Source organism: Erythrobacter sp., from assembly GCF_030066995.1.
GTDB lineage: Bacteria > Pseudomonadota > Alphaproteobacteria > Sphingomonadales > Sphingomonadaceae > Erythrobacter.
This window is the reverse complement of the sequence record NZ_JASJAP010000003.1, coordinates 50328-62742: the sequence shown is the minus strand read 5'-3', so window position 1 is coordinate 62742 and position 12415 is coordinate 50328. Positions and strand designations below refer to the sequence as shown.

Sequence of the window (12415 nt, the reverse complement as noted above, 5' to 3'; positions counted from 1 at the left end):
AGCACGAGCGCCTCAGGCCCCCACGCTGTCTCGAACGACCGCGACGCCCGCCTCGCGCTGCTCTTTCAGCTCTTTCTTGAGCACTTGCGGATCGCGCGCGAAGACAAAGCCGAAGCTGACGCCGCCCTCTTTGCCGATGGTCGCGTGGTGGAGCTTGTGCGCCTGCACCAGCCGCTTGGCATACCCTTTCTTGGGCACCCATTTGAAATAGCGCTGGTGCACCAGACCATCGTGGATCAGCGTGTAGATCACGCCATAGAGCGAGATACCGACCGCGAACCACCACAGCCAGTCCCAATAGAGCGAGCCGTAGATGTACATGGCGGCGTTGATCGTGCCGAAGACCACCGCGAACAGATCGTTGCGCTCAAACGTGTTGTCATGCGGTTCATGGTGGTCGCGGTGCCAGCCCCAGCCCCAACCGTGCATGATGTATTTGTGCGCCCACCAGGCGAACAACTCCATCCCGATGAGGGACGACATCACGGTCAGGAACACCTCGAACCAGGTCAGGGTCATAGCGCCGCTTCCTTAGGCCCCGCATCCGCCGCCGCCAAGTCCGACGAAGGCGTTACAGCGCCGATCCCCGCTTTCTTGGCACCCGGCAGCGCCCACCAGGGCACGTGCGGAGCGCGATGATGCTCCAGATGATAGCCGAAATGGAAACAGGTGGCGAGGCTGGCGAGCGGGTGAAAATCGTTGCTGCGCGCGTTGTGCGTATCGGCGAAGGGTTTGTCAGCGGCTTGATGATGCGGACGGAAGGTGCCGAAGTAGAACAGCTGGAGCGAGGAAAGCAGCGCAGGCGCGCCATACAGCACGAAAATCTGCATAAAGGGGATATCGAAGACGAACAGGTAAATCCCCACCACCGTGTGCACGAAAATCAGCGAGAACCAGCCGAAATAGCGCTTGAAGAAGGTCCAGTACCAGTGGACGAAGCTGCTGGGATGCTCTTCGTCAAAGTCGGGATCGCCCTTGTGCCCTGACAGCTTGTGATGGACGAAATGCGCATCGCGCATCCGCTTCCACTTGAACCCGGCGTACAGCATCAAGAGCGGCGCGCCTATCGCCGCGTTGACCCGAGGCCACCCGGGAGCGAGTGTGCCATGCATGGCATCGTGGCAGATGATGAACACGCCTACGCTCAGCCAGATTTGCAGCGCCGCCAGAGCGAGCGCAAGCGGCAGGCTGTCCCAGGTCAGCTCGAACACGAACATGCCGTAGAAATGCACACCGAGCCAGCCTCCCGCCACCAACGCCGCCAGCGACAAACCGATCGCCCGCTGAATGGGCTGGCTGGGAAGAGCATGGCGCGTGGTCATGCGGTATATACGCGTGAGCGTAGCATTTGGGTGCCTATAGGCGCTGCGGCGTGATCAATCCACCGCCGGGAAAAACACCTCGCGCAGATGCTCACCGATGCGCGCGGGACGCTTGGTCTCGACGTCGAGGCAGCACCAGCTCGATTTCACTTCGGCGAGCACTTCCTCGCCGCGCTGGATCACCGTGTGATAGAACGCGCGCGCGCCGTTATAGCGTTCGAGCACCGTGCTAGCGATCACGTCGTCTTCCAGAAATGCGGGCTTGCGATAGGTGATCTCGTGCTTCAGCGCCACCCACGCCTTGCTCGCCACTTCTTCCGCCGGAGCGAGCCTTTGCCAATGCTCAAGCACCGCATCCTGAACCCAATTGAGATACCGCGCGTTGTTCACATGCCCCATGAAGTCGATGTCATCGGGAACAACCTTGATGGGGAATCGGAATGGCGCGGAGTGCGATGTTGCTGACATGCGTGTAAGTTAGCGCGGCGTTTCTCAAAATTCCATGAGAAATTGCCCCTAATTCGGCGTCAAACTTGCCAGTGTTGCACCATGACCGCTAATTGCTCGCCGCGGGCAGGACACGAAGAGAGACATGGCGAGCAAACCCCTCACCCTCTACGAGAAAATCTGGAACGCTCACGTGGTGGAACGCCGCGAGGACGGGACTTCGCTGATCTATATCGACCGGCATCTGGTCCACGAAGTGACGAGCCCGCAGGCGTTCGAGGCGCTGCGAATGGCGGGGCGCCCGGTGCGCCGGCCCGAGCTCACCCTCGCCGTGCCCGATCACAACCTGCCCACCACCGCGCGCCGCGATGCAAGCGGGGGCAAGGTGCCGATTGCCGATCCGCAAAGCGCAGCGCAGCTCGCCGCGCTGGAAAAGAACGCGCCCGATTTCGGTATTCGCTACATCGGTGACGCCGACGCCGAGCAGGGAATTGTCCACGTGGTCGGCCCCGAACAGGGTTTCTCGCTTCCGGGCACCACGATTGTCTGCGGCGATTCGCACACGGCGAGCCATGGCGGGCTTGGCGCGCTGGCCTTTGGCATCGGCACCAGCGAGGTCGAGCACGTGCTCGCGACGCAGACGCTGCTGCTTCAGCAATCCAAGCCGATGGTAGTGTGTGTCGAAGGCGCTCTTGGGCCGGGCGTTTCGGCCAAAGATCTGATCCTGCACATCATCGGGGTGATCGGCGCAGCGGGTGGCACCGGCCACGTGATCGAGTATCGTGGGCCCGTGTTCGAGGCGATGAGCGTCGAAGAGCGCCTGACCGTGTGCAATATGAGCATCGAGGCGGGGGCCAGAGCCGGGCTGATCGCGCCCGATGAGACCGTGTTCCGCTATCTGAAGAACCGCCCGATGGCGCCCAAAGGCGCCGACTGGGACGCCGCGCTCGCCTATTGGCGCACGCTTCACAGCGATGATGGCGCGGTGTTTGCAAAATCGGTGACGATCAACGCCGCCGATGTCGCGCCCACCGTAACCTGGGGGACAAGCCCCGAGGACGTGGTGCCGATCACCGGCTCGGTGCCCTCGCCCGACAGCTTCGCCGATGAGAGCAAGCGCGCGGCAGCCGCCAAGAGCCTCGACTATATGGGGCTTTCCCCGGGCACCGCGATGACCGACGTGCCGGTCGAGAACATTTTCATCGGCAGCTGCACCAACAGCCGGATCGAGGATTTGCGCAGCGCGGCGGAAATCCTACGCGGGCGGCGCAAGGCCGACAACGTACGCTGGGCCATAGTGGTGCCGGGCTCTGGCCTGGTCAAAGCGATGGCGGAAGATGAAGGGCTCGACCGCATCTTTACCGAAGCGGGCTTTGAGTGGCGCGAGCCGGGCTGCTCGGCGTGTCTGGGCATGAACCCCGACAAGGTGCCTTCTGGTGAGCGCTGCGCATCGACTTCGAACCGCAATTTCGTGGGCCGCCAGGGGCCGGGAGCGCGCACGCATCTCGTCTCGCCCGCTATGGCGGCGGCGGCGGCGGTGACGGGCAAGCTGACCGATGTGCGGGAGCTTCAGAAGTGACCGGCTCGTGCCATTGCGGTGCGGTGCGCGTGACGGTGACGCATAAGCCTGATTACGTGAATTTCTGCGATTGCTCCTTGTGCGCCAAGAGTGGCGGCGTCTGGGGCTATTATGAAAGCGCGGATGTTACCGTTAAGGGCGAAACGCGCGGCTACCGCCGCGTCGACTACGACGAACCCGCGGTTGAGGTGCACCATTGCCCCCATTGCGGGACCACCACACATTGGGTTCTGACCGAGCACTTGGAGGGCGACCGCATGGGCGTTAACGCGCGCATTTTCGAGCCCGCCGAACTCTACGGCGTCGAAGCGCGCTTTCCGGATGGGCGCAACTGGTTTGGAGAAACCGCACCCGGCGATCGCCGCCCGCCCGGGAAACTGGGCGTGGACGCGTTTCTGTAAACCCTGCTATCTTGCATCGCAGGAGAGAGCGGACCAAGAGAAAACCATGACCGACAAGACCCCCGACCCCGAAGACAAGAAAACCTCCGCTGTCGCCGTGGGCGCGGCGGCTATCGGATCCGCGGCCATCGCTGCGGCCTTGCTCTATGCCGGGCGCCGGTTCCGCAAGAAGCCGGAGGACAGCGCGATCGGCGCAGAGCAAGTCAAGACGCCGCCCTCGGGCGAACCGCCGGAAACCGACTGAAGACTCACGACGCCCTATGGACACGCTCAAGACCGTCACCGGCACGGCCACCCCCTTTGGCCAGAAGAACGTCGACACCGACGTCATCATCCCGGCCAAATGGCTCAAGACCATCACCCGCGACGGCCTTGGCGAAGGGGCGTTCGAAACGGTGCGCGAGACCCCTGGCAATGTGTTCGACGATCCGGCCTATGCTGGCGCACCTATCCTGATCGCGGGCGACAATTTCGGCTGCGGCTCCAGCCGCGAACACGCCGCCTGGGCGATCCTTGATCTGGGCATCCGCGTGGTCATCGCGCCGAGCTATTCCGACATCTTCTCGGGCAACGCGGTCAAGAACGGCATCCTGCCCGTGGTTTTGCCGCAGGACGCAATCGACCGCCTGATGGAAGTCGCGCGCGAAGGATCGCCGATCACGGTCGACCTCGACACGCAGACCGTGACCACCGAGTATCAGGATCGCTTCCCCTTCGAGATCGACCCCTTCCGCAAGCGCTGCCTGCTCAACGGGCTCGACGAAGTGGCGCTGACGCTGGAGCGTGACGCGGCCATCGGCTCGTTCGAGAAGCGCCGCGCGGCCACGCAGGGCTGGCTGAGCGCTGGTACCAATACCTGACCTCACAGAAACGGGAGAGAGAAACCGATGAAAGCCATTCGCACCCACGAGGTCGGCGGCCCCGAGACCCTGACGCTTGACGAAATCGATGTGCCCACTCCTGGCAAGGGTGAGGTGCTGGTTGCGGTCAAGGCCTGCGCGATCAACTATCCCGACACGCTGATGATCCGCGACCTTTACCAGTTCAAGCCCGAGCGGCCCTATTCGCCCGGCGGGGAGCTGGCGGGAATTGTCGAAGCGGTCGGCGAAGGGGTGGAGAACTTCAAGATCGGCGACCGAGTGATGGCGGGCATGGGCAATGGGGGCCTGCGCGAAAAGGCCATTGTCCCCGCCAATCGCATGTTCCCGATCCCCGATGGCGTCCCGTTCGAGAAGGCCGCCTCGCTGCTGATGACCTATGGCACCACGATACACGGCCTCAAGGATCGCGGCCACATCAAGGAAGGCGATGTGGTGCTGATCCTCGGCGCGGCGGGCGGCGTCGGACTTTCCGCGATCGAGCTGGCCAAGGCCTTCGGCGCGCGCGTCGTCGCGGCGGTTTCCAGCGAGGCCAAGGGCGAGGTCGCCAGAAAGGCGGGCGCGGACGAGGTCGTCATCTATCCGCGCGGTGAGATGGACAAGGCCGCGTCCAAGGAACTCGCGAACGCGTTCAAGGCCGCCTGCGGTCCCAACGGCGCCGACATCGTCTACGATATTGTTGGCGGCCAGTATTCCGAGCCCGCTTTGCGCGCCATCGCCTGGGAGGGGCGCTTTCTGGTCGTGGGTTTTCCGGCGGGCATCGCCAGGATGCCGCTCAACCTCACGCTGCTCAAATCCTGCGACATTTGCGGGGTGTTCTGGGGCGCCTTTACCGCGCGCGAACCCGCCAGGTTCATGGCGCAGGTTCAAGAGCTCTTCCAGCTAATGAAGGACGGCAAGATCGACCCGCTGGTCTCCGAAACCTTTCCGCTGGAACGCGCGGGCGAAGCCATCGCCAAACTCGAAAACCGCGAGGCGGTTGGCAAGCTTGTCGTGACGATGGAATAGCGCTCAATGGACTAAGCACGAATTGGGGCAGGATTGGCTTGCCGCCCTTCGCGCCCCCGCCTATTCCCACACGGTATCATTTTCGGAGGGACCGATGACCGAATTCAAAGACCGCGAACGCGCCGAAGAAGCTCACTTCGCGATGGACGAAGAATTCCAGTTCAAGATTTCCGCGCGCCGCAACCGCCTGCTGGGCGAATGGGCCGCGGGCCTGATGAACCTGACGCCCGAAGAAACCGACGCGTACAAGAAAGCGGTGGTGCAGGCCGATTTCGAAGAGGCGGGCGATGAAGACGTGATCCGCAAGCTTTTGGGCGATCTCACCGCAGCCAACGCGGATGTGAGCGAGGCCGACATTCGCGTGAAGCTGGATCAGATGGCGGTGGAAGCCAAGCGCCAGCTCACCAGCGAACTTTAACGCACCGGAGACGCACCGATGCCGATGAAGGGCGAAGACATTATCGCCGCAATCGAAGCGGAGCTGCCCGGTGCGGTGGTTGAGCTTACCGATCTCGCCGGGGATGACGACCACTGGGCCGCGCGCGTGACCGCCCCGCAATTCGCAGGCAAGACACGCGTTGCGCAGCACAAGATGGTCTACGCCGCCTTCGGGGAGAAGATGGGCGGCGAACTGCACGCCTTGCAAGTCACGACCGTGGTGCCCAAGTAGGCGCTAGCGCGGGGCACCCGCTATCACACATCCACCCAGATGAAGGCCGAACACCCATGGCTGATATCAACGAACGCATCTCCACCCTCGTTGGCGACAACGATGTCGTCCTGTTCATGAAGGGCACGCCGCTCTTCCCGCAATGCGGCTTTTCGAGCCGCGCAGTAGCGATCCTCGATCACGTCGGCGTCGCCTATGAAAGCGTCGATGTCCTGCAGGACATGGATATCCGGCAGGGCATCAAGGCCTATTCAGACTGGCCGACCATCCCCCAGCTCTATGTCAAGGGCGAGTTCGTCGGTGGCAGCGACATCATGATGGAGATGTTCGAGGCGGGCGAGCTGAAACAGCTGATGGACGACAATGGGATCACTGCGGCCGCGACGTAAGGTTTTGCGAGCGCCGATCCGGGCGCTCATCTTCAGGCCCTTTGCGCCTTTTGCGCTGCCAGCGTTGGCGCGCCCGCGGTCGGTCGCCCGGTTGCTTGCCGACAGTCCACGCGACCGGAACCGCACCGTCTCACCGGATAACCCTCTAAAATCAAAAAAAACCGCCCTGGGTGACCAAACCCAAGGCGGCTTTTTTTTGCACGGGGAGGTCGGACCAGAGACCAGGAAGATCCAACCTCGCTTAGAAGACCACTGGGTCTGCCAATAGGTATGCACTCCCTGTGCCAAAATATTGAACATTCCGTTTATCAGCCGCTTGGACGGTTAATGGGCGCGCAACCATAAGCGCGGTTGTAAAGTGGTCCGACACTAATCCGGCGCGCCACGCCTGGGCACTGGTCGGCTCGCAAACAGGCCAGTTTCAACTGTGTCGCTTGGCAAGCGCGCGAACGCACGCCATCACACGCGCCATGAGCGACTCCCCTTCCCAGAAGCGAACTCCCCAGGGCATTCCCGCTGCCACGATCGTCATCTTTCGCGCCTGTCCTGATGGCGGCGCGCCGCAAATTCTGATGACGGTGCGCTCGCGCACCATGGCGTTTGCAGGCGGAATGGCTGTGTTTCCCGGCGGGCGGGTTGATCCCGAGGACTTCGCGCTTGGCGAAGCGGTTGCCGCGCAAGGCGGCCTTACCCCCGATGAAGCCGGCCACCAGATAGCCGCCGTGCGCGAGACGCTGGAAGAGACGGGCCTTGCGCTGGGGCTCAGGGGCGGCATCTCCGCCGCAACCGCGCAGCAGGCCCGCCGCTTGCTGGAGGAGAAAAAGGCGCTCGCCCCTGTGCTCAGCGCTTTCGACTGGGAACTGGACCTTGATCAAATCGTGCCCTTCGCGCGCTGGTTTCCCAAGAATGAGAACCTCTCGCGCGTCTACGACACCCGCTTCTACCTCGCCGACCTTGGCACCGGCGCGGTCGATGTGTCGGTCGACAATTCGGAGAATACCAAGCTGTTCTGGACCAGCGCGCAAGGGGCGCTGGAGTCAGCCGAGCGCGGCGAGATCAAGCTGATCTTTCCCACCCGCCGCAACCTTGAACGCCTCGCGCTCTTTACAAGCTTCGCCGAGGCGCGCGCTCAGGCCGAGGCGATCCCGGTCAAGACGATCGTGCCCAAGGTCGATGACAGCACCGGCACCCCGATGCTGACCATTATGGAAGACGCCGGATATCCGATCACCGCCGAATTGCTGGAAACCGTGGCGCGGGGCTGAACGCCCTTAAACCCAGGGGTCAGCGCCGGTAAAATTCGCGTCTGTTCTCGCGAAAACTCACGACGCGATAGCCGCGCTCGGCCATTTCCTTGCGGTAATCGTGCTTCGCATCGGCCACTTCGCGCTGATATTCGGCCTTGGCCTCGACCCGATCCTCGTAATCGGTCGCGCGCCGCAAATCGCTCCTGAGCTCGCGCTTCGCCTCGCTGAGATCGGTCTGGTAATCGATCCACCACGGATTGCTCTCGTTGTTGGGCGAGATCTCAAGCCCGCGCTTGCCATCGACGATGATCTCCGGATCGTGGGCGCTCGCGGAGACGGGCACGGCGAGCGCGGTGGCGGCGAGCAAGGGAACAAGGATCGTGCGCATGACGGGTTTCTCCTGTTTGCAAGGGTGTGACTACACTTGTCGTCTCAAGCTGAACGGCAACCGAACTGGTCCCCGCATTTGGCAACACCCCATTCCTCACCCCTTTGCTGAGCGCGATGAAGCGAGACCGACGCGGGTCTTGCGCTTTCCTTTGACAAGAGCGCCAGCGCCGTTCAGCAAAAGGATCAAACGCGCGCTCGAGCCCTCGATGTCCGCGCCACGCCGCACAACTCAAGGAGCCGCCATGCTGCGCCGCGCTTTCGCTGTCTTAGCCCTTTCACTAGCCTCGCTCTCATTGGCGCCCGCATCCGCCAAACCGGTTGAGTTCTTTCAGGTCGAGGGTGTGACCTACGATGAAAGCGTTCCGGCCTTCGAAGACCAAGCGGGCTATGAGATCGGCGAGCGCCCGGTGCGCTACGCGGACATGGTGGCCTATCTGCGGGGCCTTGCCGAACGCTCGGACCGGATCAGCGTCGAGACGATCGGCTATTCGCATGAGCGCCGCCCGATCCTGACTTTCACGGTCACAAGCCCCACCAATCACGCTAATATCGAAACAATCCGCCAGACGCATCTTGCCCGGCTGGAGGGTAACGCGGCGCCGAGTGCGGCCCCCATGGTGCTCTGGATCAACTGGGGCGTGCACGGCTCGGAAACCTCCTCGATGGATGGCGCGATCCCGCTGCTGTATCACTACGCCGCCGCGCAGGGGCCGGCGGTCGAAGCGCAGCTGAGCGACGCGGTGATGATCGTCACCGTCACCTTCAACCCCGACGGCCACGCCCGGCGCATCAACCATGTCGAGACCTTCTGGTCCTACGGCGAAAATACCGATTTGAACGACGCGGCGCACAATCTGTGGACCGAGGCGCGGGTCAACCATTACTGGTTCGATCTCAACCGCCAGTGGCTGCTGCTCACCCAGCCCGAAAGCCAGGCCTGGATTCGCCAGTGGCACAAATGGAAGCCGATGGTCTCCGCCGACTATCACGAGATGGGCTCGTCCTCGCCTTACTACTTCCACCCCGGAGAGGAGCTGCGCCGCAACCCGCTGATCCCCCGGCGCGCGCGCGAGTTGACGCAAGCGATCGGTCAGCGCCACGCCGCCTTCATGGACAGCGAGGCGCGGCTCTATTCGACCGAAGAGGGCTTCGATAATTTCTATATCGGCAAGGGCTCGACCTATCCGCAGATCAACGGTTCGCTCGGCATCCTGTTCGAGGCGGGCGCGGCGCGCGGCGGATCGGTTGAGACCGAGCGCGGGCTGGTCGAGACCGCCGACAACGCGCGCACGCATTTTCGCACCGCTTTGACAACGATCCAGGGTTCGCTCGACCTGCGCGACCAGATCACCGCCTATCAGCGCGATTTCTTCGCCGAGAACGCCCGTCAGGCCGCAGGGCGTGGCGGATGGGTGTTTACAGCAAAGGGCGATCCCGAACGCGCGGCGCGCTTTGTGCGGCTGCTCAACATGCACGACATCGCGGTTCGCCGCTTGTCGGGCGATGTGTCGGCGGACGGGCGGATCTATCCCGCCGGGACGAGCTATTTCGTGCCCACCGCACAGACCAACAGTCGCATGATCCGCGGCATCTTCGAACGCTTGACGAGGTTTGAGGAGAACGTCTTTTACGACGTGTCGGGCTGGACACTGCCACTCGCCTACGATCTTGAATATTCACAGGTCGGCTCTGCCCCGGCGGGCGATCTGGCCGATGGCGGGTTTCAGAGCGCGCCCGCTCCGGACCGCGCCTCTTATGGCTATGTCTTCGACTGGTCGCACACTTACGCCCCGCGCGCGCTCAACCGCATTCTTTCAAAAGACGTGATGGCCCGCGCTGCGATGGAAGAAACGGTGGTGCGCACGACCGCAGGCGATGTGCCGCTGGGCCGGGGCTCGATCTTCGTCCCCCTCGCCCGGCAGGAAACCCCGCGCGAGGAGATTCACGCGATCATGGAGGAAATCGCCGCCAAGGACGGCGTGCCGGTCTACGCCGCGACCACGGGGCTGACGCCGGTGACGGGCAAGGATCTGGGCGCGGTCGCCATCAATCGCGCGCTGGAAAATCCACGCGTCGTGCTCGCCTATGAAGGCGGGCTTGCGCGCTATGATGTGGGCGAGGTGTGGTGGACGCTCGATTTTCGCCACCGCGTGCCGGTCACCATCGTCAAGAAGGACGATCTGGGCTCGCTCGACTGGAGCGAATACACGCACCTTGTTCTCGTCGGGGGCGAGGCGGCGTTCGATGAGGATCTGACCGAGGCGGTCAAAGGCTGGATCGAAAACGGCGGCACGCTGATCGCGACGCGCGACGCGGCGCTGTGGGCCGAAGAGGCGATCCTTGGACGCGCGGATGAGGAAGACGAAAGCGAGGAAGCGCCCGAGGAAGCGTCGGAGGAAGACGGTGAAACCGGCACCGTGCCAGAGCGTCTCGACTTCGCCGATATGAGCGTGCGCGACGCGGAGCACGTGATCGGCGGCGCGATCTTTGCCGCCGATCTCGACACCTCGCACCCGCTCGGCTTCGGTTTTGCCGATCGCGATCTGCCCGTGCACCGCAATGAGAGCTTCACGCTTACACGTCCCGAGGACAATCCGTATGCGGTGCCGGTCCAATACACGCAGGAACCTCTGCTTACCGGCTACGCCTCTCAGCGCCGTCAGGAGGAGATCGCGGGCACGCCCTCCGTCGTCGCCGAGCGCGTGAAAAGCGGCGCGGTGATCCTGATGGCCGACAACCCGGTCTTTCGCGGCACCTATCCGGGCACCGAGAAGCTGCTGATGAACGCGATCTTCTTCTCCTCGCTGATCGACGCCCCGCGCGGCGATTACGATCCGGAGAACGAGACGGACTAGACCGCGCAAAGGCAACCGATCGTACGAGCGCCCGAACCCGAAAAGGTTCGCAAGAGCGACCGCTCGCCCGCAGCCGCCCCCCAGCCCGCCCCGCAGCCCGGCCCGCGTCCGGGCGAAGGGAACAGCGGCGAGGAAAGAGATGAAATGGCGCGCCCTAGAGGACGAAGTCCGAACCAGACAAAGGCAAGGGCGCGCGATTTGAACGAAGTGAAATTGGCGCGCCCTGTAGGACTCGAACCTACTACCTCAAGATTAGAAGTCTCGCGCTCTATCCAGATGAGCTAAGGGCGCGCGCCGAAGAGGCCCTTAGCGCGCTTTCGCCGCCATGGGAATCGCGCTAGGGGCCGCAAGGCATGGAAAAGACCACTCTTCCCCCCGAATACGACGTAGACCCCACCGACAATATCGTTGCCATCGACACCGCCCCGGTGACTTTCCGGTTCTACGACTTTGTCATGGCGGCGTTTGTCGCAATCCTGCTGCTCTCCAACATCATCGGGGCGGCCAAGCTCACCTATGTGGAGGTGAGCTGGTGGCCAAGCGGCTGGTGGCCGGCGGCGGACGGGGTGTTCATCTATGGCGCGGGGATCCTGTTCTTTCCGCTGGGCTATGTCATCGGCGATGTGCTGACCGAGATTTACGGCTTTGCCCGCGCGCGCCGGGTGATCTGGACGGGCTTTGCGGCGATGATCTTCCTTGCGTTCATGAGCTATGTCGTCGTCAGCCTGCCCGCCTTCGACGGCTGGACCTGCGCGGCGAGCGGGTTCGACACCCCGCCCGGCCCCCTCGCCTCCACCATCGATCCCGGCGGCCCTTCCGGTGCCATCTGCCAGCAGACCTATGAGAGCGTCTTTGGCAGCACGTGGCGCATCGTGGTTGCCTCGATCGTCGCGTTCTGGGCGGGCGAGTTCGTCAATTCCTATGTCATGGCCAAGATGAAGGTGTGGACCAAAGGCCGCGCCTTATGGACCCGCACGATCGGTTCGACCGTGGTAGGCCAGGGCGTCGACAGCCTGATCTTCTACCCCGTTGCCTTCTACGGCATCTGGACGAGCGAGGCGGTGGTGACGGTGATGGTCACCAACTGGCTGCTCAAGGTCTTCTGGGAAGCGGCGCTGACCCCGGTGACATACGCGGTGGTCGGTTGGCTCAAACGCGCCGAAGGGGTCGATCTGTTCGACACCGAGACCGATTTCTCGCCATTTTCAGGTCGTGAGAAACGCGCCTAG

General features: G+C 63.2%; 15 protein-coding genes and 1 tRNA gene. 11 read left to right on the top strand and 5 right to left on the bottom strand.

Going from position 1 to position 12415, the window contains the following annotated elements:
- Nucleotides 1-12: 12 nt before the first annotated feature.
- Genes QNI87_RS08840 through QNI87_RS08830 form a run of 3 tightly spaced genes read right to left on the bottom strand, consistent with a single transcriptional unit; the run spans nt 13 to nt 1790 of the window.
- The gene (locus tag QNI87_RS08840; RefSeq protein WP_300595849.1) at nt 13-519 is read right to left on the bottom strand and encodes a sterol desaturase family protein; all 507 of its coding nucleotides are present in this window, start codon (nt 517-519) and stop codon (nt 13-15) included.
- Nucleotides 516-1322, bottom strand: coding sequence for a fatty acid desaturase (locus QNI87_RS08835; RefSeq protein WP_300595848.1), 807 nt, complete (start codon nt 1320-1322; stop codon nt 516-518). Before QNI87_RS08835 ends, QNI87_RS08840 begins: the two co-directional genes overlap by 4 nt.
- A gap of 54 nt (nt 1323-1376) precedes the next feature.
- Nucleotides 1377-1790 carry a thioesterase family protein gene (locus QNI87_RS08830; RefSeq protein ID WP_300595847.1) on the bottom strand — a complete coding sequence of 138 codons (414 nt, stop codon included), beginning with the start codon at nt 1788-1790 and terminating at the stop codon, nt 1377-1379.
- A gap of 124 nt (nt 1791-1914) precedes the next feature.
- Here QNI87_RS08830 and leuC point away from each other — a divergent pair, with 124 nt between their 5' ends.
- The 9 genes from leuC (at nt 1915) to QNI87_RS08785 (ending at nt 7959) form a co-directional block, all read left to right on the top strand.
- A complete protein-coding gene (gene leuC / locus QNI87_RS08825; protein WP_300595846.1) occupies nt 1915-3348 on the top strand; it encodes a 3-isopropylmalate dehydratase large subunit in 1434 nt (477 codons plus the stop codon).
- A complete protein-coding gene (locus tag QNI87_RS08820) occupies nt 3345-3749 on the top strand; it encodes an aldehyde-activating protein (protein WP_300595845.1) in 405 nt (134 codons plus the stop codon). The genes leuC and QNI87_RS08820 overlap by 4 nt, the downstream gene beginning before the upstream one ends.
- A gap of 46 nt (nt 3750-3795) precedes the next feature.
- A complete protein-coding gene (locus QNI87_RS08815) occupies nt 3796-3993 on the top strand; it encodes an isopropylmalate isomerase (protein WP_300595843.1) in 198 nt (65 codons plus the stop codon).
- Nucleotides 3994-4009: 16 nt separating this feature from the next.
- On the top strand, nt 4010-4609 hold the full coding sequence (leuD, locus tag QNI87_RS08810) for a 3-isopropylmalate dehydratase small subunit (RefSeq protein WP_300595842.1): 600 nt from the start codon (nt 4010-4012) through the stop codon (nt 4607-4609).
- A 27-nt stretch (nt 4610-4636) separates the two neighbouring features.
- On the top strand, nt 4637-5635 hold the full coding sequence (locus tag QNI87_RS08805) for an NADPH:quinone oxidoreductase family protein (RefSeq protein ID WP_300595841.1): 999 nt from the start codon (nt 4637-4639) through the stop codon (nt 5633-5635).
- 94 nt (nt 5636-5729) lie between these two features.
- Nucleotides 5730-6053: a DUF1476 domain-containing protein gene (locus QNI87_RS08800; RefSeq protein ID WP_300595840.1), complete on the top strand. Its 324-nt coding sequence runs from the start codon at nt 5730-5732 to the stop codon at nt 6051-6053.
- Nucleotides 6054-6071: 18 nt separating this feature from the next.
- On the top strand, nt 6072-6305 hold the full coding sequence (locus QNI87_RS08795) for a BolA/IbaG family iron-sulfur metabolism protein (protein WP_300595839.1): 234 nt from the start codon (nt 6072-6074) through the stop codon (nt 6303-6305).
- 56 nt (nt 6306-6361) lie between these two features.
- Nucleotides 6362-6694, top strand: coding sequence for a Grx4 family monothiol glutaredoxin (gene grxD / locus QNI87_RS08790; RefSeq protein ID WP_300595838.1), 333 nt, complete (start codon nt 6362-6364; stop codon nt 6692-6694).
- Between the two features lie 470 nt (nt 6695-7164).
- On the top strand, nt 7165-7959 hold the full coding sequence (locus QNI87_RS08785) for an NUDIX domain-containing protein (RefSeq protein ID WP_300595837.1): 795 nt from the start codon (nt 7165-7167) through the stop codon (nt 7957-7959).
- A 19-nt stretch (nt 7960-7978) separates the two neighbouring features.
- On the opposite strand, the gene QNI87_RS08780 is transcribed toward QNI87_RS08785, so the two are convergent.
- Nucleotides 7979-8329: a hypothetical protein gene (locus QNI87_RS08780; RefSeq protein ID WP_300595836.1), complete on the bottom strand. Its 351-nt coding sequence runs from the start codon at nt 8327-8329 to the stop codon at nt 7979-7981.
- A gap of 244 nt (nt 8330-8573) precedes the next feature.
- Here QNI87_RS08780 and QNI87_RS08775 point away from each other — a divergent pair, with 244 nt between their 5' ends.
- On the top strand, nt 8574-11186 hold the full coding sequence (locus QNI87_RS08775) for a M14 family zinc carboxypeptidase (protein WP_300595835.1): 2613 nt from the start codon (nt 8574-8576) through the stop codon (nt 11184-11186).
- 214 nt (nt 11187-11400) lie between these two features.
- Here QNI87_RS08775 and QNI87_RS08770 read toward each other — a convergent pair.
- Nucleotides 11401-11477: transfer RNA gene (locus QNI87_RS08770), tRNA-Arg, on the bottom strand.
- 62 nt (nt 11478-11539) lie between these two features.
- Here QNI87_RS08770 and QNI87_RS08765 point away from each other — a divergent pair.
- Nucleotides 11540-12415: a queuosine precursor transporter gene (locus tag QNI87_RS08765; RefSeq protein WP_300595834.1), complete on the top strand. Its 876-nt coding sequence runs from the start codon at nt 11540-11542 to the stop codon at nt 12413-12415.

Coding starts and splice junctions, on each gene's coding strand:
- QNI87_RS08780 (WP_300595836.1), bottom strand. CDS start 8,329: ATGCGCACGATCCTTGTTCCCTTGCTCGCCGCCACCGCGCTCGCCGTG.
- grxD (WP_300595838.1), top strand. CDS start 6,362: ATGGCTGATATCAACGAACGCATCTCCACCCTCGTTGGCGACAACGAT.
- QNI87_RS08785 (WP_300595837.1), top strand. CDS start 7,165: ATGAGCGACTCCCCTTCCCAGAAGCGAACTCCCCAGGGCATTCCCGCT.
- QNI87_RS08835 (WP_300595848.1), bottom strand. CDS start 1,322: ATGACCACGCGCCATGCTCTTCCCAGCCAGCCCATTCAGCGGGCGATC.
- QNI87_RS08840 (WP_300595849.1), bottom strand. CDS start 519: ATGACCCTGACCTGGTTCGAGGTGTTCCTGACCGTGATGTCGTCCCTC.
- QNI87_RS08765 (WP_300595834.1), top strand. CDS start 11,540: ATGGAAAAGACCACTCTTCCCCCCGAATACGACGTAGACCCCACCGAC.
- leuD (WP_300595842.1), top strand. CDS start 4,010: ATGGACACGCTCAAGACCGTCACCGGCACGGCCACCCCCTTTGGCCAG.
- QNI87_RS08815 (WP_300595843.1), top strand. CDS start 3,796: ATGACCGACAAGACCCCCGACCCCGAAGACAAGAAAACCTCCGCTGTC.
- QNI87_RS08800 (WP_300595840.1), top strand. CDS start 5,730: ATGACCGAATTCAAAGACCGCGAACGCGCCGAAGAAGCTCACTTCGCG.
- QNI87_RS08795 (WP_300595839.1), top strand. CDS start 6,072: ATGCCGATGAAGGGCGAAGACATTATCGCCGCAATCGAAGCGGAGCTG.
- leuC (WP_300595846.1), top strand. CDS start 1,915: ATGGCGAGCAAACCCCTCACCCTCTACGAGAAAATCTGGAACGCTCAC.
- QNI87_RS08775 (WP_300595835.1), top strand. CDS start 8,574: ATGCTGCGCCGCGCTTTCGCTGTCTTAGCCCTTTCACTAGCCTCGCTC.
- QNI87_RS08830 (WP_300595847.1), bottom strand. CDS start 1,790: ATGTCAGCAACATCGCACTCCGCGCCATTCCGATTCCCCATCAAGGTT.
- QNI87_RS08805 (WP_300595841.1), top strand. CDS start 4,637: ATGAAAGCCATTCGCACCCACGAGGTCGGCGGCCCCGAGACCCTGACG.